At 60.1% G+C, this 23,645-nt stretch carries 19 protein-coding genes and 3 pseudogenes; 17 read left to right on the top strand and 5 right to left on the bottom strand.

All coding sequences use genetic code 11. The annotated features are described in order from the left end of the window. Positions 1 to 44 precede the first annotated feature (44 nt). The 14 genes and pseudogenes from EVC45_RS33385 (at position 45) to EVC45_RS33320 (ending at position 13,516) form a co-directional block, all read left to right on the top strand. Positions 45 to 563 (top strand): SRPBCC domain-containing protein, encoded by a 519-nt coding sequence (locus EVC45_RS33385; protein ID WP_211193515.1) that lies wholly within the window; start codon positions 45 to 47, stop codon positions 561 to 563. Positions 564 to 1,471: 908 nt separating this feature from the next. After that, positions 1,472 to 2,270 (top strand): annotated as a pseudogene (locus tag EVC45_RS33380) (beta-ketoacyl synthase N-terminal-like domain-containing protein). A gap of 77 nt (positions 2,271 to 2,347) precedes the next feature. Continuing rightward, positions 2,348 to 3,049 carry a 3-oxoacid CoA-transferase subunit A gene (locus tag EVC45_RS33375; RefSeq protein ID WP_129962431.1) on the top strand — a complete coding sequence of 234 codons (702 nt, stop codon included), beginning with the start codon at positions 2,348 to 2,350 and terminating at the stop codon, positions 3,047 to 3,049. Between the two features lie 10 nt (positions 3,050 to 3,059). After that, positions 3,060 to 3,701: a 3-oxoacid CoA-transferase subunit B gene (locus EVC45_RS33370; RefSeq protein WP_129962430.1), complete on the top strand. Its 642-nt coding sequence runs from the start codon at positions 3,060 to 3,062 to the stop codon at positions 3,699 to 3,701. Between the two features lie 192 nt (positions 3,702 to 3,893). Beyond that, positions 3,894 to 5,612, top strand: a complete 1,719-nt coding sequence (locus tag EVC45_RS33365; protein ID WP_129962429.1) for an AMP-binding protein — start codon at positions 3,894 to 3,896, stop codon at positions 5,610 to 5,612. 14 nt (positions 5,613 to 5,626) lie between these two features. Beyond that, positions 5,627 to 6,862, top strand: coding sequence for an acyl-CoA dehydrogenase family protein (locus EVC45_RS33360; protein WP_129962428.1), 1,236 nt, complete (start codon positions 5,627 to 5,629; stop codon positions 6,860 to 6,862). 34 nt (positions 6,863 to 6,896) lie between these two features. Continuing rightward, positions 6,897 to 7,622 carry an OmpW family protein gene (locus EVC45_RS33355; RefSeq protein WP_129962427.1) on the top strand — a complete coding sequence of 242 codons (726 nt, stop codon included), beginning with the start codon at positions 6,897 to 6,899 and terminating at the stop codon, positions 7,620 to 7,622. Positions 7,623 to 7,637: 15 nt separating this feature from the next. Further along, complete coding sequence (locus tag EVC45_RS33350; protein WP_129962426.1) at positions 7,638 to 8,471, top strand: SDR family oxidoreductase; 834 nt, start codon at positions 7,638 to 7,640, stop codon at positions 8,469 to 8,471. Next, positions 8,468 to 9,538, top strand: a complete 1,071-nt coding sequence (locus EVC45_RS33345; protein ID WP_129962425.1) for a phosphotransferase family protein — start codon at positions 8,468 to 8,470, stop codon at positions 9,536 to 9,538. Before EVC45_RS33350 ends, EVC45_RS33345 begins: the two co-directional genes overlap by 4 nt. Before the next feature lies 1 nt (position 9,539). Next, positions 9,540 to 10,235, top strand: coding sequence for a histidine phosphatase family protein (locus tag EVC45_RS33340; RefSeq protein WP_129962424.1), 696 nt, complete (start codon positions 9,540 to 9,542; stop codon positions 10,233 to 10,235). Between the two features lie 64 nt (positions 10,236 to 10,299). Beyond that, positions 10,300 to 11,055, top strand: a complete 756-nt coding sequence (locus EVC45_RS33335; protein ID WP_129962423.1) for an SDR family oxidoreductase — start codon at positions 10,300 to 10,302, stop codon at positions 11,053 to 11,055. A 4-nt stretch (positions 11,056 to 11,059) separates the two neighbouring features. Then, a complete protein-coding gene (locus EVC45_RS33330; RefSeq protein WP_129962422.1) occupies positions 11,060 to 11,569 on the top strand; it encodes a DUF4442 domain-containing protein in 510 nt (169 codons plus the stop codon). A gap of 37 nt (positions 11,570 to 11,606) precedes the next feature. After that, complete coding sequence (locus EVC45_RS33325; RefSeq protein WP_129962421.1) at positions 11,607 to 12,539, top strand: SMP-30/gluconolactonase/LRE family protein; 933 nt, start codon at positions 11,607 to 11,609, stop codon at positions 12,537 to 12,539. A 56-nt stretch (positions 12,540 to 12,595) separates the two neighbouring features. Continuing rightward, complete coding sequence (locus EVC45_RS33320; protein ID WP_129962420.1) at positions 12,596 to 13,516, top strand: LysR family transcriptional regulator; 921 nt, start codon at positions 12,596 to 12,598, stop codon at positions 13,514 to 13,516. Positions 13,517 to 13,853: 337 nt separating this feature from the next. Here EVC45_RS33320 and EVC45_RS33315 read toward each other — a convergent pair. Further along, a protein-coding gene (locus EVC45_RS33315) for an IS5 family transposase (protein ID WP_248295355.1) occupies positions 13,854 to 14,671 on the bottom strand; the annotation gives its coding sequence in 2 pieces (ribosomal slippage) (positions 13,854 to 14,323 and positions 14,323 to 14,671; 819 coding nt in all). 246 nt (positions 14,672 to 14,917) lie between these two features. Here EVC45_RS33315 and EVC45_RS33310 point away from each other — a divergent pair. Beyond that, positions 14,918 to 17,158, top strand: coding sequence for a LamG-like jellyroll fold domain-containing protein (locus EVC45_RS33310; protein WP_129962419.1), 2,241 nt, complete (start codon positions 14,918 to 14,920; stop codon positions 17,156 to 17,158). Between the two features lie 273 nt (positions 17,159 to 17,431). Here EVC45_RS33310 and EVC45_RS33305 read toward each other — a convergent pair whose 3' ends face one another. Continuing rightward, a complete protein-coding gene (locus EVC45_RS33305) occupies positions 17,432 to 18,385 on the bottom strand; it encodes an alpha/beta hydrolase (protein ID WP_129962418.1) in 954 nt (317 codons plus the stop codon). Between the two features lie 146 nt (positions 18,386 to 18,531). On the opposite strand from EVC45_RS33305, the gene EVC45_RS33300 reads away from it, so the two are divergent. Then, on the top strand, positions 18,532 to 19,098 hold the full coding sequence (locus EVC45_RS33300) for a TetR/AcrR family transcriptional regulator (RefSeq protein WP_211193514.1): 567 nt from the start codon (positions 18,532 to 18,534) through the stop codon (positions 19,096 to 19,098). A 121-nt stretch (positions 19,099 to 19,219) separates the two neighbouring features. Here the strand turns inward: EVC45_RS33300 and EVC45_RS47060 are convergent. The 3 genes and pseudogenes from EVC45_RS47060 to EVC45_RS33285 all read right to left on the bottom strand — a co-directional run. After that, positions 19,220 to 19,294, bottom strand: a pseudogene (locus EVC45_RS47060) (integrase); the annotation flags it as partial. Positions 19,295 to 19,799: 505 nt separating this feature from the next. Next, on the bottom strand, positions 19,800 to 21,500 hold the full coding sequence (locus EVC45_RS33290; protein WP_129962415.1) for a GMC family oxidoreductase: 1,701 nt from the start codon (positions 21,498 to 21,500) through the stop codon (positions 19,800 to 19,802). Positions 21,501 to 21,526: 26 nt separating this feature from the next. Further along, positions 21,527 to 22,948, bottom strand: coding sequence for a coniferyl aldehyde dehydrogenase (locus EVC45_RS33285; protein ID WP_129962414.1), 1,422 nt, complete (start codon positions 22,946 to 22,948; stop codon positions 21,527 to 21,529). Between the two features lie 145 nt (positions 22,949 to 23,093). Here EVC45_RS33285 and EVC45_RS33280 point away from each other — a divergent pair. Beyond that, a pseudogene (locus EVC45_RS33280) lies at positions 23,094 to 23,573 on the top strand (AraC family transcriptional regulator ligand-binding domain-containing protein); the annotation flags it as partial. Between the last annotated feature and the right edge of the window lie 72 nt (positions 23,574 to 23,645).

The following is a 23,645-nucleotide window of genomic DNA, read 5'->3' as shown; positions in this document are numbered from 1 at the left end:
TTTCAGCGCAACGTCCATCATCTGCTCGGTTCCCAGTCTCGAGGATGCGCATCATGAACGAAATCTTTTGGCCGCACGATTATCTGCCGGGCACTACCGAGAACTTCGCGTCGAACGAAGTAATCGTGGCCGGCCTGAGCGCGGCCGACGTGTGGCCGTTCCTCGCGAACGCGCCGCTGTGGCCGACGTACTACGCGAATTCCGCAGATGTCCGTTTCTACGACGGCAAAGGCCCGATGCTCGAAAAAGGCGTGCGCTTCTATTTCAGCACGTTCGGCTTCCCGGTCCAGGCGCTGGTCACCGAATACGTGGCGCCCGTCGCGGGCCAACCGGGCCGCGTCGCGTGGCACGGCTGGGCGGGCGAAAACGACACGCGCCTCGACGTTCACCACGCCTGGCTGATCGAGGATCTATCGGGCGGTCGCGTGCGCATCCTGACTCAGGAAACGCAAAAGGGCAAGCCTGCCGAGGATATGGCCAGGGTACGCCCGAATCCGATGATCAACGGTCATCAGGAATGGCTGGACGGACTCGTTGACGCAGTTCGCAGGAGCAAGCAGTAAATTCGCGACGTCCTGCTTTTCGTCCGTCCAGTCGGCGGTGCATTGATTTTCTAGCCTGACCAGGCCGGTCCCGTGCGTACGCATCGGACCGGCTTTTAGCTGGAACGCTATGTCGAATTTCCAACCAACCGCTTGGCGGCCGCGGTCACCAGGTCAATCCTGGGCCCAAACGGCTGCTTAAAGGACAGCAAGCGACGCGTGACCGTCCGCGCGTTTGCCTGTACGAATGTCGCATCTCGAAGCAGATCCGGTTTCCGCCCGACCGAGCGAAGGTAAGTACCGCCAGAGACCCGTCAATGACCAATTGGGTTTGAGTCATCAGAACCTCATCGTCATCCCGTTACGGGGAGGCATTGTACGCCGCACTCCGATGGCTGGAACAAGCAATCGCTTCCGTTGCTGGGGTGCAAAGCGTTTCACCGGGGTAAGTCACTCGGGTGCCTCACGCGAACCGATGTGGCGCGTGGTGCCCTCTAATAAGAACAGCGCTTGCCTTTTTCGTTCACGGGAGCGCGTGTTTCGGGTTAACGCCTAACAAATCGGCAGGGCTGTTGGATTATATTTCAAGATGACCGTACGTCTTGAAAAATGTCGAGAATCGCATCCACGTGGTGCCGATCATCTTCATGCTCTGCCAGACACGGAGAGGACGCGGCAGCGTCGGTTAGCCAGCGCCTCACAAAAAGGGGAGAGTGCAGATTTTCCTACGACGAAGGGCACGGCGGAATTGCTGGAGGTGCCGTGCCAAGGACGCGACGTTGCGGATTTTGACGACGAGGGACGTGCACATCGTAAGTTTGTTACGGCGTTAGCGGGAGGACTTGAGGTACTACGCTGCTTCGTGCCACATGAACGCTATCTTGGTCTGTCTGAATTGGCGCGCCGAGTTTCCCAAAGAGGTTTGTGCTGTGAAGGAAGCCTTTATCTGTGACGCGGTCCGCACTCCGTTCGGTCGATACGGTGGCTCATTGTCGTCTGTGCGGACTGACGACGTAGGTGCAGTGCCGTTTCGCGCACTCGTGGAGCGCAACAAGGAAGTCGATTGGGAGGCCGTCGAAGAGGTGGTGTACGGCCGTGCAAATCAGTCGGGGGAGGATAACCGTAATGTCGCGCGTATGCGCGACTCGCGGGTTTGCCGCTCAGCGTGGCCGGCTCGACGGTGAATCGCCTTTGTGGCTCGGGCATGGACGCCATGAGCATCGCTGCGCGCGCGATCTGGATGGGAGAGGCCAGCCTTTTGATCGCGGGCGGTGTGGAAAGTATGAGCCGCGCACCATTCGTTATGGGCAAAGCGGCACGCGCATTTTCTCGCCAGGCAGAGATCTACGAAACGACGTTCGGTTGGCGTTTCGTAATCCAATTGGACGTTGCTACGGCCGGTGTGCAGCCGAGGGTGATGGGCATCGGACCCGCGCCTGCATTCCAAAAGGTGATGCCGCGCCTTGGCATGACGATCGTTCAATTCGACGTGATCGAATTGAACGAAACGTTCGCGTCGCAAGACCTTGCGGTCCTGCGCATGCTCGGAGTCGCGGACGACGACCAGCGCGTGATCCCGAACGGCGGCGCGATTGCGCGGGGTCATCCGTTGGATGCGAGCGGCGCGCGCCTGGTCATGACGGCGAGCTATCAGCTCGAACGCATGGACGGACGCTTTGCGCTATCACGATGTGCGTCGGCGTCGCAATCGCGATCGAGCGCGTTTGAGCGGTCCAACGCCAAGGAGACATCCGTATGACATCGGAAATCAATGGTCATACGTACACCACGCAGGAGACAAGAAGGTGATTGACAAGATTGTGCCTACCGTCGTTGAAGCGTTGACTGGCGTAAGAGATGGATCGACGGTGCTGCTGGGAGGGTTTGGGACGGCTGGCATTCCGGCCGAACTCATCAACGGACTCATCGAGCTTGGACCCAAGGGCCTCGTGATCGTCAACAACAACGCTGGCAATGGCGACACGGGTCTTGCTGCTTTGTTGCGCGCAGGTTTAGTCAGAAAGGTGATATGCAGCTTCCCTCGCGCGGCCGACAGCTTCGTCTTCGACGAACTCTACAGAGCGGGAAGAATCGAATTAGAACTCGTTCCGCAAGGCAACCTCGCGGAGCGGATTCGCGCAGCCGGCGCGGGCATAGGCGCATTCTTCTGCCCGACCTCGTATGGCACAGAGCTCGCGAAAGGCAAGGAAACGCGCACGATCGACGGCCGGCACTACGTACTCGAATATCCGATTCACGGCGACGTCGCGCTTATCAAGGCAGAGGCGGCAGATCGCTGGGGCAATCTGGTTTACCGGAAGGCGGCTCGCAATTTCGGCCCGGTGATGGCGACGGCCGCGAAAAAGACCATCGCTCAGGTATATCAGCTTCACGAGCTCGGCGACATCGACCCGGAGGCGGTGGTGACTCCCGGGATCTACGTCAGCAGCGTCGTGAAAGTGGACCGCGCTGCTACGCAGCCTGGCGGCTTTAAGCAAGAATCCTGAGGAGTTCGTCATGGTCTATCAGAAACGCAGCAAACAAGAGGTGGCCGAGCGCGTCGCGCGCGATCTGCCAGACGGTGCCTACGTCAACCTGGGTATAGGCCAGCCCACGCTGGTCGCCAACTATATTCCTGCGGGTGTCGAGATCATCTTGCACAGCGAGAACGGTATTCTCGGCATGGGCCCCGCGCCGGCCAAAGGTGACGAAGACTACGATCTCATCAACGCCGGCAAGCAGCCGGTCACGCTGCTCGCTGGCGGCGCGTATTTCCACCACGCCGACAGCTTCGGCATGATGCGCGGCGGGCACCTCGATATCTGCGTGCTCGGCGCATTCCAGGTCTCAGCCACTGGGGACCTGGCCAATTGGCACACCGGCGATCCGAAGGCGATTCCTGCGGTGGGCGGAGCCATGGATCTCGCTATCGGCGCTAAGCAAACGTGGGTAATGATGGACCTTCTCGATAAGAAAGGTGAAAGCAAGATCGTCAAGCGATGCACCTATCCGTTGACAGCCCCGTCTTGTGTCAAGCGAATCTATTCGGACTTAGCGACGCTGGAGTACACGCTGGAAGGTTTGCGGCTTATCGATAAGGTGGACGGGTTGGAGAAAAGCCAGCTCGAAGCTTTGATAGGCATCCGCATCGGGTCATAGGACCTGTTCGCATCGACGACAGACGTGCCTCACCGCAACAGCGACCCTCGCCAATCCGGCTCTTATCGATCTCCGTATAGGCACGTCCACGTAGTGTGAATGTGATTCATCCAATTCGAGTAAAGAACTTCAGTTCATTCATTGGTACTGCACCCTTAACATGCTCCTAACACTAGACGTAGGTTGGGAGACATGGAGAACCAGAACATTGAGCGGCACTCAGGAGAAAACGAACCCCTTTGCCGAGGGAACTGGTTCGACAGCTATCCACCGCAGGTACCTGACGCAGTCGCATTCGATCACCATTCATCGATCTGCAGTTACTTCGAGAATGCGGCGCGCCAGTACGCCACGCGCCCTGCGATCCAATGCTTGGGGAAGACGTTCACCTACAACGAGCTGAATACCTACGCGCGGGCATTCGCGGCTTGGCTGCAGTGCCTAGGGCTGGATAAGGGCGCTCGGGTGGCGATCATGCTGCCGAGCAGCGTTCAGTACGTGGTCAGCATGTTTGGCGTGTTACGCGCTGGCTATGTGGTGGTCAACGTCAACCCCCTGTACACAGCCCGCGAGTTAGCCCACCAACTCAACGATAGCGGCGCGCAAGCCATCATCGTGCTCGAGCAGTTCGCCAGCACCTTGCAACAGGTCCGTCATGAAGTGCCGATAAAACACATTGTCGTCGCTTCGATGGGCGACCTGTTTGGCCTGCTGAAAGGCAGCGCTATCGATTTCACGATCCGCCGCATACGCAAAGCTGTACCGCCTTGGTCCCTCCCGGGTCATCACGCCTTCGGCAAAGCGGTTTCCAGAGGCAGATCCATGCCATTGCGGGAGACCGCGCTGACGCAGGGCGACCTGGCCATGTTGCAGTACACCGGCGGCACCACGGGGGTGGCAAAGGGGGCGATGCTGCTTCATCGCAATTTGCTCGCTGCATCCACCATCGCAGGCACATGGCTGAATGTGGCTTTGCAAGGCGAACCCGCGATCGACCGCCCCGTGATGCTGCTTCCGTTACCGCTTTATCACATCTTCACGATCTACGTCCTGATGGTGGGTTTGGGCGTAGGGGCGTGCAGCATTCTGATTCCCAATCCGCGAGATATCGCTGGCTTCGTCAAGACAATGAAGGGGCAGCGTTTTCATCTCATGTGCGGATTGAATACGCTCTACAACGCTCTACTGAACTATCCGGCGGCCAGGCAGGTGGATTACTCCCATTGCCGACTTTTCGTGGCAGGGGGTACCGCCACGCAGCAGGCGGTCGCGCAGCGATGGCATCACTTGACCGGGCGCTGGATCCTCGAAGGCTGGGGCATGACGGAGACCACCGGTGCGGGGACCTGCAACCCGCCACACCGCAACGAATTCAACGGCAGCATCGGTTTGCCTCTACCTTCCACGACGGTTTCGATTCGGGACGATGACGGCGACGTATTGCCGCCCGGCGGCGTCGGCGAAATTCATATCTCGGGTCCGCAAGTCATGGCGGGTTATTGGCAGAGGCCCGACGAAACGGCACAAGCGCTGGGCCAAGACGGCTTTCTCAAAACCGGAGACGTGGGTGTGATGGACGAGCGCGGTTACGTGCGTATCGTCGATCGCAAGAAGGACATGGTCCTTGTCTCAGGCTTCAATGTTTATCCGACGGAAATCGAAGAAGTCGCCGTTTCATTGTCCGGCGTGCTGGAGGCCGCAGCGATAGGTGTTCCGAGCGAGAGTTCAGGCGAAATGGTGAAGCTCTTCGTGGTCAGGAAGGATCCGGAACTGACGGTCGAAGTGGTGCGTTCGCATTGCGCCAGCAATCTGACCAACTACAAGCGCCCGCAACAGATCATATTCGTCGACTCGTTACCGAAGTCGCCGGTCGGCAAGGTTCTCCGCAGGGAATTGCGTGATTATAAATAGTCAAGGGTATTGAAATGGATTTCTCACTGAGCCCCAAGGCAGAAGAGTATGTGGAGCGGATGCGCAGCTTCATCGACACGCACATCGCTCCCATCGAAGAGGCCTACCGGGAAGAAAACCAGCGCGTGAATAGCGATGGTGACTGGTCCCGATGGCGCGTCCTCCCCATGATGGAGGAACTCAAGGCGAAAGCGCGTGAAGCCGGCCTATGGAATTTATTCCTGCCGTCCGAGAGCGGCCTTACCACCCTGGAATACGCGCCCCTGGCCGAATTGACCGGACGCTATGAATTTGCCGCCGAAGTCTTTAATTGCAATGCGCCCGATACGGGGAACATGGAAGTTCTGCACCATTTCGGTAGCGTGGAACAGAAAGACCAGTGGCTCAAGCCCTTGCTGGCCGGCGAAATTCGCTCCGTATTCTGTATGACCGAACCTGATGTGGCCTCCTCGGACGCCACCAATATCGCAGCGACGATTCGGGAAGACGGCGACGAGCTCGTGTTGAACGGGAAGAAGTGGTGGTCTACCGGCATCGGACATCCCAATGCCAAGCTGGCCATTTTCATGGGTATTTCCAATGCCGACACAGATCAGCACAGCCGACATAGCATGGTGCTCGTACCGCTCGATACACCGGGCGTTCGCATCACGCGCATGTTGCCGACCTTCGGCGAATACGACCCGCCGTATGGCCACGGCGAGGTGGAGTTCAGCAATGTACGCGTGCCAAAGACGAATGTGATTGTTGGTCTCGGCAAGGGTTTTTTGATCGCGCAGGGCCGATTGGGTCCTGGGCGCATTCACCATTCCATGCGCGCCATCGGCGCCGCGGAGCGCGCGCTGGAACTGACTATCTCCAGAGCCGGTCGACGCGAGGCCTTCGGAAAACCGCTCATCAAGCTGGGCGGCAATTTGGAACGGATCGCTGATGCTCGCATGGCGATCGATCAAGCTCGTCTACTGACCTTATACGCGGCCTGGAAAATCGATCATCACGGGGTTAAGAACTCCATGACCGAGATTTCCGCCATTAAGGTGGTGGCGCCCAACGTACTGCAAAGCGTAATCGATCAGGCCATCCAGATCCACGGCGGCGCAGGCCTGTCTCGCGATGTCCCTTTGAGCAATCTATTCCTCATGGCGCGCGCACTGCGTTTGGCGGATGGGCCCGATGAAGTGCATCGCGCTATGGTTGCCCGCCGCGAATTGGCCAAGTACAAGACAAGAGAAGGAGAAGCAGTTTCGTAGAGGTATTACGCATATTAAAAGAATTGGAGACGATATGAAGCAGGCGAGCGTGGCACTAGTTCTTTCGATCGCGACGATAGCGACTGCCCATGCGCAGTCGGCTGGATCATGGGAAGTCAGGGCCGGCTGGTTACATTTGTCGCCGCAAGACTCGAGTCAACCCTTGACCGTCAACGCGCTTGGGCAGTCGAGTACGATTGCGGGCAGCGGGGCGACTATCGGAGACGCTGATACTTTTGCGCTCACCGCGCGATACTATTTCACCGATCATGTCGCCGTCGAGACGGTTCTCGGTGCTCCGCCCCAACTACATTTCTACGGCACGGGCCCGCTTGCGCCCGTCGGCGAACTCGGTACTACGCGCGCCTATAGTCCGGCAATACAAGCTGAGTACCACTTCGGTGAGCCAGGAGCGCGGCTGCGCCCATATATCGGCGCCGGTGTTTCATACGTCCGGTTCGGAAATACGAAATTGAGCGAGCCAGTCGCGACCGGTCAGCTTCTTTATTCGCCAACGCTGGGTACTCTGCTCGAGGGGCCGACTTCGACTTCGTTGAGCAGCTCGTTCGCGCCGTTGGTCAACGCCGGATTGACCTACAACTTCGATTCGCATTGGTCGATCGGCGCATCGATCTCGTATATGTGGTTGTCCACCAAAGCAACGCTTACCACTCGAGCCGCGCCTGGCATCGTCACGACGACCAGCAAGGTGAAAATCGATCCGATCGTCACTTTTCTGTCGATTGGCTATCAGTTCTAATTCGGAACATTTAGCATGAAACCACAACGCGTATTCATTACCGGCGGAGCATCTGGGCTGGGCCGTGAGTTGGCGCTTTGCTACGCGCGTGCCGGAGCCAGCGTCTTGATCGGTGATATCGATGCTGAACGCGGGGCCGCCATCATCAAGGATCTCCAACAGACGGGCGTGAAGGCGCACTACGTGCCGTGTGACGTACGCCAGGAAGGCGACATCGAGTGCGCGGCGGTGTGGTTGCGTGCCAATTGGGGTGGCGTGGACATCGTCATCAACAACGCCGGCGTGGCTCAAATGGGACCGATAGCGGATATCAGCCTTGACGATTGGCAGTGGGTGGTGGACATCAACCTGTTGGGCGTGGTACGTGGTTGCAAGGTCTTCACACCCATGCTGCGCGAGCAGGCGGGCGGAAAGATCGTCAACGTCGCGTCTATGGCCGGCTTGCTGTATCTGCCTAAGGCGGCCGCCTACAACGCTACCAAGGCGGCCGTGGTGGCATTGTCGGAAACCTTGCAGCTCGAGTTGGCAGCCGACAATATTCAGGTCACGGTAGCTTGCCCGGCATTTTTCCGTACCGATTTAGCCAAGCATATGCGCGCGAGCGATGCCGAGTCCGAGCGTTTCACCAAACGTCTGGTGGAACGGGCTCGCGTTGGGCCCGAAGAAATCGCGGGGAAGATTTTCGACGGCGTGGCTCGTGGCGAAACCCACATCCTGACTCACGCCGATTCCCGCAAAGCTTGGCGCATGAAGCGCTATTTGCCCTACGCATGGTATCTGAGTCTAATTCGCCGTCAGGTTGCAAGAATCGAAGCACGGATGCAAAAACGAAAAGAGGTTGCGGTATGAGTGCGGTAGCGTTATTGGATCAACCAGGAGCGGTGCGCGCTGGGGAAGAACTGGATGCCGTTGCGGTCGACGCGTGGCTCAAGCAGCAACTGCTCGATCTGCAAGGGCGGCCGGAAATTACCCAATATTCCGGCGGAGCATCGAACTGGACGTATCGCCTAAAGTACGAGAACGATGACCTCATCTTGAGGCGTCCTCCCGCCGGCACCAAAGCGAAATCTGCTCATGACATGGGGCGCGAGTATCGTCTCCAGAAAGCGTTGAAGCCGGCATTTCAGTTCGTGCCGGAAATGCGCGCTTACTGTGCCGACGACTCGGTCATCGGCGGCGAATTTTATGTCATGGAACGCCTGAGCGGCATCATTCCGCGCAAGCACTTGCCCCATGGGATGCAGCTCACTGCGTCCAAGGTCCGTCAATTGTGCCTTGCCGTATTGGATACCTTGATTTCGCTGCATAAGGTCGATCACAAGGCAGCGGGTCTGGTGGCCATCGGCACGGGCGCCGGATATACGCGGCGTCAAATCGAAGGTTGGAGCAAGCGGTACCGCGACGCGCTCACGTGGAACGTTCCTTGCGGCGAAAGAGTCATGGATTGGCTCTTGTCCAACTTGCCGTCGCGCGAGCGAATCTGCATCACCCACAATGATTTCCGGTTCGACAACGTGGTGCTCGACGCCAGCGATCCGACGAGGGTGATCGGCGTGCTGGACTGGGAGTTGGCTACCCTCGGCGACCCCCTCATGGACTTGGGTAATACGTTGGCTTATTGGGTCGAGGCAGACGACGATCTCCTGGCTCGCTCGACGCGGCGGCAACCCACGCATCTGCCCGGTATGCTGACCCGGCGCGAGGTAGTGGAGTACTACTGCGGCGAGATGAACATTGCCCCTGAAAACTGGGCGTTCTACGAAGTGTATGGGCTGTTCCGCTTATCGGCGATCGTTCAGCAGATCTATTACCGCTTTCATCACAAGCAGACTCGCAACCCGGCTTTCAAAAATTTCTGGATCATCGTGCATTACCTGCATTGGCGTTGCCGACGGGCGATGAAAGGGCGCAGCTGACATGGCCGCAATTTATCTTATCCGCCATGGTCAGGCTCGCTTCGGAGAGGCCGATTACGACCAGCTGAGCGTGCGCGGCGTCAAGCAATCCCAGACGCTTGGGGAGGCCTTGTCCCAGGTTGGTATTCAGGTCGAACTGGCGGTATGCGGCGGCATGCGGCGGCATCACCAAACTTCCGAGCATGTGCTTGGCTCCATGCGAGCGCCGGTGCAGAGGCTAATCGACCCTGACTGGAACGAGTACGATCACCAGGAGGTGATCAGCGCCTATCGTCCAGACTATGCAGACCCGGACCTGCTGCGGCGAGACATGATGAGTATGCCCGATCCCCATCGAGCTTTTCAGAGCATGTTCAAACGAGCCGCGTCTCGCTGGATGAGCGGCGAGCACGATATTGATTACCACGAGACCTGGACCGCTTTTCGTGGCCGTTGCGGCCGTGCGCTGCGCAAACTGCAGGATCGGATTTCGGAAACTGGCGAGAATGCCTTGGTGTTTACCTCGGGTGGCCCCGTCGCCGCTGTCGTCAAGGATCTACTGGACCTCACGGATGCGCGATGCGCAGAGTTGAGCTGGACTTTGGTGAACTGCGGGATGACGAAGCTGATCGTGGGGAAGCACAACGTCCACCTTTCCGTGCTCAATGACCATACGCATTTCGAAGGCGATCAAGCGGGCCTTTTGACCTACCGCTAGTCTATTCTCCGGCACAAGAGCGATTGCCGAGTTGTCCCGGTACCAACATCATTGGCGAATCATCATGCGTAGAAACATTCTTATCACGGGCGCCAGTTCGGGCCTCGGCGCCGGCATGGCCCGGGAATTTGCAAAACGCAACTACAACCTTGCGCTCTGTGCCCGACGCCTCGATCGACTGGAGGAACTGAAGCGAGAACTGGAAACGGATGCACCGGGTATCAAGGTCTGGGTCCGAGCACTCGATGTCACTGACCATGACCAGGTGTTCGAGGTTTTCCGGGCGTTTCACAACGATATGAGTTCCTTGGACCGAGTCATCGTTAACGCCGGCATTGGTTCAGGTGCGCCGATCGGGAAGGGTAAGTTCAGCGAGAACAAGCGAACAGTTGAAACTAACTTCCTCGCCGCTCTTGCGCAGAGCGAAGCTGCGATGGAGGTCTTCCGGGAACAGCGGTCGGGACATCTCGTGATCGTCTCGTCCATGAGCGCGATGCGCGGCTTGCGTGGAAGTATGACTGCATACTCGGCCAGCAAGGTTGGCGTTGCCGCGATGGCTGAGGGCATTCGTGCCGACGTGCTGCGCAATCGTGCCATCAAAGTCAGTACTATCTATCCGGGCTATATCCGCACGGAGTTGAACGAGAACACGGCGCCCAGCAAGACGCCGTTCATCATCGATGCAGTCAAGGGTTGCCGGCTGCTGACCGCCGCCATCGAAAAGGAGCCCGATACTGCTTACGTTCCCTGGTGGCCTTGGGCGCCGCTCGGCTTCCTGATGAGACGGATGCCACTGCGTTGGGTCGCCAAACTGAGTTGAGATCATGACAATCACGGTTCTCAAGAATGGTCCCCAGAATCAGATCAACGCCGTCCTTGCGACGTTGAGTCGGCTGCCGCGGGCGCTCCAACTGCCGTTGTTCAATTTCGTATTCGGGCGTTTCTCGCGTTTTTATCGCACCGTCGGCGTCAAGGCGGCGAGCATCGACCCTTACAGCGTGACGTTGACGCTGGCAAATCGCGCGCGTGTGCGCAATCACATCCGAGGTATCCACGCGGTCGCAATGACGTTGCCGGCTGAATATGCCGCCGGGCTAGTGGTGGCGCAGCATCTGCCGTCGAACGCGGTAGTACTATTAAGGCGCCTCCAGATGGAGCTGCACAAGCCTATTCGCGGCTCCGTGCGCGCAATCGCGACGCTCAACCCGGAGCACGGGGAAACGCTGCGAACGGAAGCCGAAGGAAAAATCGAAGTGTTGGTGCAAATCGAAGACGAAACCGGGCAAGCCCCGGTGTCGGGTGTCATGCAAATAGCCTGGATTTCGCGCAAATAAGCACGAGCATCGATATCCCATCGGAAGGAAGAGAACCATGCAAGCAGCAGCGCTCAGGACACGCATCATCCCGCTTCCGGGCCAGGCGCCGGAGGACGTCGTGACAGACCGCGAAGGCCATCTCATCGTGGGTGTGAACGACGGCAGGATTCTCCGCGTAGACCCCCAAAGCGGGAAGGTGCAAACCTTGGCGAATACCGGCGGGCGCCCCTTGGGGCTGGAGGTGCTTCCTGATGGCCATATCCTCATATGCGACAGTCCAAAAGGTCTGCTCGAACTGGATCCGGTCACCGGGACCTTGAAAACCCTGGTGCAGGAGTATGCCGGCCGGCCGCTGCCTTTTTGCAGCAACGTGGTAGCGGCTGAGGACGGTACGATCTATTTCAGCAGCTCCACCGATCGCTACACGGTCCATGAGTGGCGCAAAGACATCGTGGAGAATATCCCCACCGGTCGTCTGTTTCGCCGCCACGCAGCCGGACATATCGAGCAACTACTCGGCGAACTATTTTTCGCCAATGGCCTGGCGTTGGCGCACGACGCCTCGTGGATCGTGGTGGCGGAGACAGGCGCTTATCGCCTACGTCGCGTTTGGCTGAAGGGTCCCAAGGCGGGGCGCAGCGAGATCTTTGCGGAATTGCCCGCTTTTCCCGACAATTGCTCGATGAGCGCGGACGGACTCGTGTGGGTGGCGCTGGCTTCACCGCGCAATCCGGCCGTCGACAGACTGCATAAGCTGCCCTTGCCGATCCGCAAGCTAGCTGCGCGGTTACCGGCGGCCTTGCAGCCCGCCCCGAAACGCATTACATGGGCGATGGCGTTTGACGCCGAGGGCCGCGTGGTTCACGATTGTCAGTGGACCGATGCAGAGTACGGCATGGTCACGGGCGTGTGCCAACACGGCAGCAGCGTGTACCTGAGCAGCCTCGTCGAGCAGTCTATCTTCACCTTCGAACTGCCGTCTGATTAGCCGGCACTGCCCTCATCGGCCCGGATAAGACAATCTAGCGATTAAAGGCTGTGAATATGAAGCACAGGAAAATTCATCAGCTTGATCTTAACCTGCTCAAGATCTTCGAGGTCGTCTACCGGGAGCGACACTTGAGCCGCGCTGCTCAAAGCTTGGCTTTAACGCCTTCCGCTGTCAGCCATGCACTCGGTCGTTTGCGAGAGCATCTGAACGACGAGCTCTTCGTACGAGATGGACGTTCCATGCAGCCGACCGCAACGTGTCTGAGGATGGCGCCGAGCTTGCTGGAGCAACTGGCTAAGCTGCATCAACTGCTTCAGCAATGGGGGCGATTCAATCCGGTCGAGACGCGGCAAACCTTTCGGCTCGGCATGCCGGACGCGCTTGAACCGCTGCTGCTGCCGGCGTTTACGCGTACGCTGAGCGCGCAAGCGCCATTGGCCGCCCTGGCGAGCAGCCCGACAGACCGCAAGCGGATGGCGGCCACACTGGCGGCGGGCCACCTGGACTTGGTTATCGACGTGGCATTGCCGATGAGCGAACCGGTACGGCATCGGCCGCTGTTGGAAGACGCCTTTTGTATCCTCGCTCGCAGGGATCCGCGCAGCGCACGCGGCATAACAATGGCGAACTACCTAAAGGCTAACCATATCGCCGTATCGACGCGCTCCCAAGGAGCGGTCCTTGAGGACATCGCTTTATTGAATCTCGGCTTGCAACGCAATATTTCGGTGCGCTGCCAGAACTATTATTCAGCCTGCAGCATCGTTCAACAGTCAGATTGTCTGCTCACCATGCCGGCAAGACTGGCTCATCAGATCGACATGACGGGGTCCCTCGTACAGATCGCACTACCGTTTTCGCTGCCGCCAGTGCAGCTTCACATGTATTGGCATATGAATAGCGATATGGATTTCGCGAACCAGTGGTTTCGCCAGCTGGTCGCGAATACGGCGGCGCAGGCCGGATTTAAATAGGCCGGGGCCTCAACCAGGATATGCTAGTACAACATCCCGTAAATAGCTTGATTAAATAATTGTCTTGGCTATCATTTCGAGATGAGCCAAGGTCGTCATGCAACGCCAGTGAAGTTGGCGAAGACCCTCACGTCAATCGGTGCGCTTGCGAGTATGGATCATCTGCAGTGTCAAGATGCGGCCGAGTACCTCGGATTCGGTCATTGATAGCCGTCGAGGCACGTGATTCCATCCGGCAACATACCCGCCACAGCACTCGCTTGGGACACTGCGGCGACCGTCTCCTACGGTATCAAATTTAACGTGGTGTCTCGTAAGATTTTCCTTAGAGACGGATTCAAAAAGACATCTCTATGCGCTTGAAGATGTTCCAGCAGACCAGAGAGCAGCCGAGGCTGAGGAACGCGTCATGAATGTCGGCGCGCCGATCGAAGCGGATACGGAGACGACGGAAGTTGTGAAGCCACGCATGCGTACGTTCAACAACCCAACGGAATTTGCCCAAACCACTGCCGTGTTCCGTGCGGCGCCTGGCGATTACCGGCTTGATGCCGCGCTCGCGCAGCCGCTGACGATGCGGCTCGGAGTCGTAGCCACGGTCCGCATAGATGACTTGCGGCTTTTGAAGCGGCCGACCGCGTACGCCGCGAATGGGTGGAATAGCGTCAATGAGCGGCAGCAGTTGGGTGACGTCATTACGGTTCGCTGCGGTCAGGATTGCGCTGACGGGAACGCCATTGGCATCTACGAGAATGTGGTGCTTGGAACCGGGTCGCGCGCGATCCGTGGGGTTCGGACCAGTTTTTCGCCCGCCCCAACGGCTCGTACCGACGATGAATCGACGGCAGCTCGAGAGAAATCGAGCTCGCCGGCTTCGCGTAACCTGGCCAGCAGTAGTTCGTGCAATTGCTTCCACACGCCGGCGTTCTGCCAGTCGCGTAAGCGCCGCCAACAGGTCGACCCCGAGCCAAATCCCAATTTGGTCGACAGGTCGCGCCAGCGGATTCCGGTCTTGAGTACGAACAGGATGCCGTTCAGGGCGGCCCGGTTCGAAACCGGGAACCGACCTGGATATTTCTTGCGCCGAGGTTTTGGCGCCGGCAGCAATGGTTCGATCAGTGTCCACAATTCATCGTCAACGATCGGCGCGCTCATCCTTGGTTCCGGTTGTTCAGACAACCAAGGTTAACAGCTTGTCGAAATGGTTAACAGCCCCCAATGGGGTCTTTTTGAATCCGTCTCTTACGAGAAAAAACTAATAAGCTGGCAAGTTTTCCCCTAAGAAACAAGATGTTTTAGCCGTTACTTAAGGCGGGCGAACGCATTCTCGCGCATCGTCCTTCGAAGGTTTTAGCGCTCGTATCAAAACATTCCTTCGAACAACGCCTATAAGGATCTTCAATGGCAAAAATCTTGAAAGACCAATCAAGCGCAGCACATCCCAATGCAAGCGCGACACTCTCGCGCCGTACGTTCCTGTACAGCCTCGGGGCGCTCGCACTTTCCGCGTGCGGAGCAGATGGCGGAAAGGAAAGTTCGGTTGTGAGCCGATCGACGAGTGCGACCGCGGCGGTAGCTGCGGACGCCACCGTGCAGTTGGCACAAACTGCAACGGGCGAGAGTCCATTGACGACCAGCAGCGCGTTTATTCATCCTGGTTTGTCTAGCGTCCAAGCCGATTTCGACCGGATGATTCAAAAGGTTTCCGCACAGGCTTCACCTTGGTATGCGGGCTGGCAGGCGCTGGTGTCCAATGGCCACTCGCATGCAACGCAGACGATCCTCGCGCAGTCGATCATTACGCGAACCTCGACAGGAGGGAGCTATCCCCACCTTATGCAGAACATTGCAGAAGCGTACGCGAACGCGGTGTACTGGAAGATCACCGGCGATACGGCGCATGCCGACATGGCTGTACAGATCATGAATGCCTGGTCTTCGATGCTGCAGCAGATTACCGGAGACACCAATGCGGACCTCGCCGCAGGCATTTACGGATACGAGTTCGCCGTCGTAGGCGAGATCATGCGCAGCTCCCCCGGTTTGTCGGCAGCCGATCTCGCAGCATTCCAGTCGATGATGCTCAACGTCTTCTATCCGATCAACGTGGGTTTCTTAAATAACCACAATGGTACGGATATCACCCATTACTGGGCCAATTGGGATCTCTGCAACATCGCATCGATCATGGCGATTGGCGTGCTTTGCGATGATCGATCCATGTTCGATCAGGCTGTCAACTATTTCCTTTTCGGGACGGGTAACGGCGCAATCAGACAAGCGGTGTATTACCTGCATCCCGGCTACCTAGGCCAGTGGCAGGAGAGCGGGCGCGACCAGGGACACAGCACACTCGGCATCGCGCTTGCCGGCATGATTTGCGAAATGGCTTGGAATCAGGGCGTCGATCTCTACGGATACGACAACAATCGGTTCCTTGCGGGTGCGGAATACGTCGCGAAGTCCAATCTCCATCAACCGGACGGCACGACGTTCTATACGATGCCGTATTTGAAGTACGTCAACTCGCTCGGCCCGCAAGCGACCTTCTCGAACGCTGCACAACCCAGCATCCGTCCGTGTTGGGCGCTCGTGTACAACCACTACGTCAATCGAAAGGGGCTGGCGGCGCCATGGACCGGTCAGATGACCCAGTTACTGCAGCCGGAGGGAGGCCCGTCCGGCAACGAAAGTGGCCCCTTCGACCAACTCGGTTACGGCACCCTGACGTACACACGCGATCCGGGCACGCCTGCCCCGGGGCCTAGCGGTCTCACCGCGTGGCCAAGCGCAGGGCAGGTCGGTCTCTCGTGGTGGGGCGTATCCAACGGCACGAGCTACGACGTGAAGCGTGCAGCCACCGCCGGTGGCCCATACACGACGATCGCCAACGGCGTGACTGATCCGCTGACTTATACTGATAGTCCGGCGTCCGGTACGTGGTACTACGTGGTGTCGGCACAGACGCCGTTGGGCGAGAGCGCCAACAGTTCCGAAGTCGTCGTGGTGACGGCGGTACAGTTGCATACCCGTCTGGCGTTCGACGAAACGGGCGGCACAAGCGCCGCCGACTCGAGTGGAAGCGGTCATGGAGCCACGCTTGTCGGCGGTGCTACGTTTGCAGCCGGCAAGTCGGGCAACGCGGTTTCGCTCGATGGTTCCAGCGGCTACGTAAGTTTGCCGAACAACATCCTCGCCGACGTATCCGATTTCTCGATCGCAGCATGGGTGTACTGGCAGGGTGGCGCCGCCTCGCAGCGCGTATTTGATTTTGGCGCTGGGACTGGGCGTTACATGTTTCTTGCGACGAAGTCGACCAGCAACGTGCGCTTCGGGATCACGACCAACGGCTACTATGGCGAGTACAGCTTGCAGGGCACTTCGCCGTTGCCGTCTCAGGAATGGGCGCACGTGGCTGTCACACTCTCGGGGGCGGTCGTGACGCTCTATGTGAACGGCACGGCAGTTGGCAGTCTAAGCAATGTGCCATTCGCGCCTTGGCGCCTCGGCCCGACTGCGCAGAACTGGGTCGGGCGTTCGCAGTTCGCGTCCGATCCGTACTTCAACGGCCTGATTGACGAGTTTCGCATCTATCGCGGAGCATTGCCGGCCGATCAGATCGCAGCGCTTGCGCAGGGCTGACGGGCCGGCCTAATGCGCGCGAGTTATGAGAGCGCGTGGGTGGGTTGCGGCGCATGATTGCAACCCACCGAAGGAAACGACCCGGCGGCAATCACTTCCTCATAGTCGTTGCCATCGATGCGCAGTCAATCGACGCCCAGTTTCGTTAGACGAGGGTTGGCCTTGAGCGCCGCTATTGCCTCTGCGCCGATCCAACGATTACCGAATAGCTTCAGCGAAGTCAGGCTCGGTCCGCGAAGGACGCCCCTCAGAGCGAGGTGGCAGAGCGCATGGTTACGAGTACTGGCGCGTCACCTCGATGCAAAAATCGTGGACGGCGGCGACCATCTGATTCAATCCCGGCTGTTCCAAAGGGTAGTGCCCGGCATTCTCCAGCATCGTGATCTTCACGGGAACACGCTTGACTCGCTGCAGGAACAACTGGCTAAGATGCAAGGGCGTCCAACGATCCTGCTGCGGCTGCGTCAGCAGGATCGGGCACACGTCGAAATCCTCCGGCTCGAGAGCGGGTTGATAGTCTGTGTAGCTCGCCAGAAAACTCATGGTCACCCACTTTCCCGCCGAAGTTTTGTCGGCCATGCAGGCCTTCAGTGCGTCCGGGTCATTGACCAGCGTGTGCATCTTGCTTGCCACGGCCATCGGCATGCGCAGGCCGGCGAGCGGCGTGCGCGCTGTCAACGTCGCGAGCGGCCCACCGACACGGCTCATGAACAGGTTGTACGCCGTTTCGTCGCGAACCTGCTGGATGCGTTGATCGAGAAAGGTCATGCCTACGATTCCCTGGACTTTCCGGTTCTTCGCCGCTACGTGATACGTCTCCATGCCGCCCGCGCTCAGTCCGTATAGAACGATGGGCCGGCTGTCCTTCGCCAGTTCCGCGTCGATCAGATCGCTGCCGGCCCGAACCCAATCGTCGTATTGGACAGGCCGCCCGCGCGCCACCTCGGTCAGGCCGTACTCGGGCATGTCGATCGCAATGGTTTCGAATCCTGCGCGGGCTAGCGGAGCGCCCAGAATCGTCGACATCTGCCGGCCGTTCGTCCCTACACCATGGAACAGAATCACCTTCAGCGGCGCGCCTGCATTCCGATAGCAATCGAGATGAATTCGATGCCCTCCCCATGGCCACCACTCCTCCGCCGGCTCCTGCGGCGGCTTCAACCGAAACTCGACCGGAAGAAAGTCCTGAATCTGTCTCCAGTTCTTTTGTTGCGCGTACGTCGTCATTCGATGTCTCCAATGAGGAAGCATGGCCCGCGTCGTAGGGCGCCGGTATAGAATCAAACAAATGTCGGATACAAATCTAACTTATGTCGGATTCAAAAGCAAGCATCCGTCCGCAAGGCGCGCGTCGTCCTGTCCAGGAGCGCTCCATGGCCCGCATAGCAAAGGTGCTTGAGGCGGCTGAACACATGCTGGAGGAGGTGGGGCCTGAAAAGACGTCCATACCCGCTCTTGCTGAAGTCACCGGTGTACCTCGGGCGGCGATCTACCCGTTCTTCCCGGACAAGTACGCTTTGTTCTCCCATCTCGCCCTCAGCCACATGGACGGACTGACGAAGGCGCTCGCGCCGTCGGCACAGAAGCCGGCACGTGACTGGCGCGAGTGGGTCGAGGCCGCGATCGGGCTGGCAGCGGACTACTACAACGCCCATCCCGCCGCGAGCATCCTGCTGCTGCGCGGGGCGTTCCCCGACAGCGATCGCGCGGCACATGAAGCGAAGAACACGACGCTGGGCACGCTATTTCGAGCGAAGGCCATGAGCATGGGGGCGCTGCCAACGCTGCCGGTAACACCCGATGCCACAACCATTGGACTTGAAATCGCATTCGCCTGCATGAAGCACGGCTATGCATCGGAAGGCCGGGTGTCCCCGGAAATTTGCCGCGAGGCGTCGCGCGCCGTGATTGCGTATCTCTCGTCATGGGACGAGACGTAATTGTTGTGCGTCGCTGGCAGGCAGCTCCGAGGAGCAGTCAGCTGGATGGCCGCTCTATGGACATACTGAAAAGGCGGTTCTTGGCCGGTCAGCGTCCCCTCGCTAACCGGCACCTACCATCCTACACCTCGGTCTGTTCGGCCATTTCAAGTGCGTCATCTACCTCGATGCCGAGGTACCGGACTGTGCTTTCGGCCCTATTGCCAGCAGTCAATAGGCTCGACTATCTCCCGAACAGAACAATGTCCCGTGCCGGACGAGGCCGACCGTCTGACGGCACATTGCGGCCCGCGTCGCGGGACATAGTTTGTGACCAAAAAGCTCATCAGGAACGGCCGTGACGATACCTCTGGCTTCATGTTGCATCGGGATCGGCCAGCCGACGAGCGCCGGGCCGTGCTCACTCGTTGCGCGTTCGACGATGCGTGCTGGCGCCTCGAAGAAAGGTCCACGGTCTTCTCCATCCAGGCAACAGGACCGGGGAGAGAGAATTTCAATGTCCAGCGGAGATGCGTCGAGCCCACAATGGACGTGGCTCCCCAGTGAAGACTGGACATAGTCCCGTGCGGGAGATAGTCGAGCTTGGTGTGACAAAGCAACAACTGCACTGTCCGCAGGGCAATGCCCATGCCGATGCCGCGAAGCCCGCGCCTATGACGATGGCGGTCAGCGGTTCAGTGGTGACGTTCATGACGGCGGATTCAGGCGGTTCCATGGCGGGTCTCCTCCGAGCAGGTGTGGGGCGCGTCGGCAGCGCGGAGTTCGGTATTGGCTGTGGTTCGTGCATTGGTAATCAGCGCACCCACGCGACTGACCCCGCGTATTAGATCGACCGCTTTCTCCGCGATCATGATCGTAGGCGCGTTGGTGTTGCCGCCGATCAGCGTCGGCATCACGGACGCGTCGACGATGCGTAACCCTTCCAGCCCGCGTACGCGCAATTGAGGATCGACCACGGCCAGCGCGTCGCGCCCCATCCGGCACGTGCCGACCGGGTGATACACGGTGTCGGTGCGTTGCCGTAGCACTTCGCGGATCTCCTCGTCGGCGCTCACGTGCCTGGTAAATACATCGCGTGTCGTCCACTGCGCAAGCGCGGGGGCTTGCATGAGCCGGCGTGTGAGCCTGAAGGCGGCTACCATATCGTCGAGATCGCGCGGGTCGTCGAAGAAGGCCGGATCGATACGCGGCGCGTCGAGCGGATCGGCGCTGCGCAGCATGACCGATCCTCGGCTGCGCGGCCGCAGCAGGCACACGTGGCACGACAGCCCGTGGCCCAGGTGGAACCGGCGTGCGTGATCGTCGACGAGCGCGACGACGAAATGCAACTGGATGTCGGGAGCGTCGAGCCCGGCGCACGTCTTCAGAAAACCGCCGCCTTCCGCGAAGTTCGACGTCAGCATGCCGCGGCGTTTGCGGCGAAAGCGCGTCAGTTCGCGCAACATCCGCAAGCCGCCGCGCACCGACACGCCCATTGTGTCCACGCTGCTCGTGCGGTAGCCGAAGGTGAAATCCGGATGATCCTGCAGGTTGCGGCCGATGCCCGGCAGGTCGGCGCGCACGGGAATGCCGAATTGCTGAAGCTCACGGGCCGGGCCGATGCCCGACAGCATCAGTAACTGCGGCGTCTGCAGCGCACCGGCCGCGAGCACGACTTCGCGCCGGGCGCGCAACGTGCGGACTTCGCCATGCTGCCGCACCTCGACGCCCGTCGCACGTGTGCCTTCGAACAGGATGCGCAGCACCTGCGCGTGCGTCTCGACCGTCAGGTTGTCGCGGCGACCCATGTGCGGCAGCAGGTACGCGCGCGCGGCGCTCCAGCGCTCGCCGTGCTTCTGCGTGACCTGGTAGAGGCCGATGCCTTCCTGCTGCGCGCCGTTGAAATCGTCGGTCAGCGGCAGGCCGCTTTGCCGGGCCGCCTCGAGATAGCGCGCATGGAAAGGGTTGCCGGTGCGCAGGTCGCTGACCCACAGCGGTCCGTCGCGGCCGTGCCATGCGTCGTCGAAGCGCTCGTTATGCTCGCTCAGGCGGAAGTACGGCAGCACGTCGTCGTATGCCCAGCCTTCGTTGCCGAGTTCAGCCCAGCCGTCGTAGTCGATGCGATGGCCCCGGATGTAGACCATCGCGTTGATCGCGGACGAGCCTCCGAGTGACTTGCCGCGCGGCTGGTAGCCGATGCGCCCCCCGAGCCCCGGCTGCGGTACCGTGTCGAACGCCCAGTTGTTGATGCGTGTCGGCAGCATCGCGACGGCGCCTGTCGGCACGTTGACGACCGCGCCATCGCCGCGGCCGCCGGCCTCGAGCACACAGACGGTGATGGCCGTGTCTTCGGTCAGGCGCCCCGCGACGACGCACCCGCCCGAACCGCCGCCCACGATGATGTAGTCGAAAGTCTTGCTCATGGAATCATCTCCGGAAAATCGGCGGATCACGCGATGCGCGTGAGCACGCGCAGCAACAGGTCGAAGGTCTTGCCGTACGGCGGATGGAACAGCGCGGTGCCGCTGCGGCGCGCCTGGTGGAACACAGGTTTGTGGTGACTGAACGTGTCGAAGCCCCACTTGCCGTGATACGCGCCGGTCCCACTTGGGCCGACGCCGCCGAACGGCTGATGTTCCTGCGCGAGGTGCCAGAGGCAGTCATTTATGGTGACGCCCCCTGACACTGTTTCGCGCAGCACGCGGTCGCGGCGGACAGCGTCGCGACCGAACCAGTAAAGCGCGAGCGGGCGCAGCCGGCAGCTGACGTAGTCGATCGCGTCGTCAACGCTCGCGTACTCGACGATCGGCAGCACTGGGCCGAAGATCTCCTCGCGCATCAGCCGCATCGTGTCGCGCGCGCCGATCACGATGGTCGGCGGACATTTGCGCGATGCCGCGTCGAAGCACTCGCCGGCCGGGTTGACTTCGAGCACGCGGGCGCCGCCGTCGCGCGCCTCGTCGATCAGTGCCGCGAGCCGGTTGCGGTGCCGCGCGTCGATGATCGCCGTGTAGTCGGGATTGGCTGCAAGCGTCGGGTAGAGGCGCGCGATGGCGTCCGACAGCCGTCCGGCGACCGATTCCGCGGTGCCAGCCGGCACAAGCATGTAGTCGGGCGCGACGCAGGTCTGGCCCGCGTTCAGCAGCTTGCCGAATGCGATGCGCGCGGCGGCCTGCGCGATGTCGCACGACGGATCGAGGATTGCGGGCGATTTGCCGCCCAGTTCGAGCGTGACGGGCGTGAGGTTCGCAGCCGCAGTCAACGCGACGTCGCGGCCGACCGCGGTCGAGCCCGTGAAGAACAGGTGATCGAACGGCAGGCCCGCGAATGCCTTCGCGGTATCGACATCGCCCCTCACGATGCCAAGTTCGTCGGGGTCGAACGCGTCGGCGACGAGCTTGTCGAGCAGTGCCGACAGCCGCGGCGTCAGTTCCGATGGCTTGACCAGCACGCGGTTGCCGGCGGCGAGCGCCGCAACTGCAGGGCCGAGCGCGAGCTGCAGCGGGTAATTCCACGGCGCCATCACGCCAACCACGCCGAGCGGCTGCGGCGCGAGCCGGTTGTAGCCGGGACGGAAGTGTGGCGCGGTTGGCACGCGGCGTTCGCTCATCCATTGCTTTAGATGTGTTAGCGCATGGCGAATGCCGCTGCGGACGACGAAGAGTTCAGCGAGCCGCGTCTCGTGCGCGGACCGTGTGCCGAAATCGGCGTCGATTGCATGCACGATCGCGGGCTCGTTCGCGTAGAGCAGCGTGCGCAGGCGATCGAGACGCGATATCCGCGTCGCGAGCAGCGGCGCGGGGTCACGGGCAAACGCTTCGCGCAGGCGCTCGAAGCGGACCGTGAGGTCGGTCGGCCGACTCGGGTGCATGGTGTCTCCTTCAGGATGCGATGGTGTCGTTCGGACGACGACTGGACGATGCCGATCGTGCCGGCCCGATGGGAAAACACCAATGCTGCTTCGGGACAATTGTTTTAGTATTTGGGCCAAATCGGCACGTTGAGGGTTTCTCCGCATGAGCTTCTGGGACTTCACCCGAAGTCCGGCCAGCGCCCGGCTGCTGGTCGACTTCGGCGACGAACGCGGCGTGTCCCGTGCGGCGATGCTGGCCGGCACGGGGCTGACGGACACGCAACTCGACGACCCGAATGTCGAGGTGACTGCCGCACAGGAACTGCGGTTGACGGGCAACCTGCTACGCTCGCTCGGGCAGCCGCCCGGTCTCGGGCTCGAGGTCGGCCTGCGTTACCATTTCTCCGCACACGGCGTTTGGGGCTACGGGTTGATCGCCAGCGCCACCGCGCGCGACGCGCTTGCGCTGGCGATGCGCTTCCTGCCGCTTACCTACGCGTTCACCGTCATAACGTATAGCGAGGAAACCGACGCGGGCGTACTCAATTTCGTTGCGCCGGAGCTACCGGATGCTCTGAGCCGGTTCTGCGTCGAGCGCGATATGGCAGCGGCAGCGATTCTGCTGCAGGAGACCGCGGGGGGTGCCCCTATGTGGTTCGTCAAGCGTTAGGGGCGGATTTCGGTTGATAGAAGGTGCCGTCGCGCAGCATTGCGA

It is taken from the genome of Paraburkholderia sp. UYCP14C (genome assembly GCF_004197395.1).
Lineage (GTDB): Bacteria > Pseudomonadota > Gammaproteobacteria > Burkholderiales > Burkholderiaceae > Paraburkholderia.
This window is presented reverse-complemented; position numbering and strand designations above follow the sequence as displayed.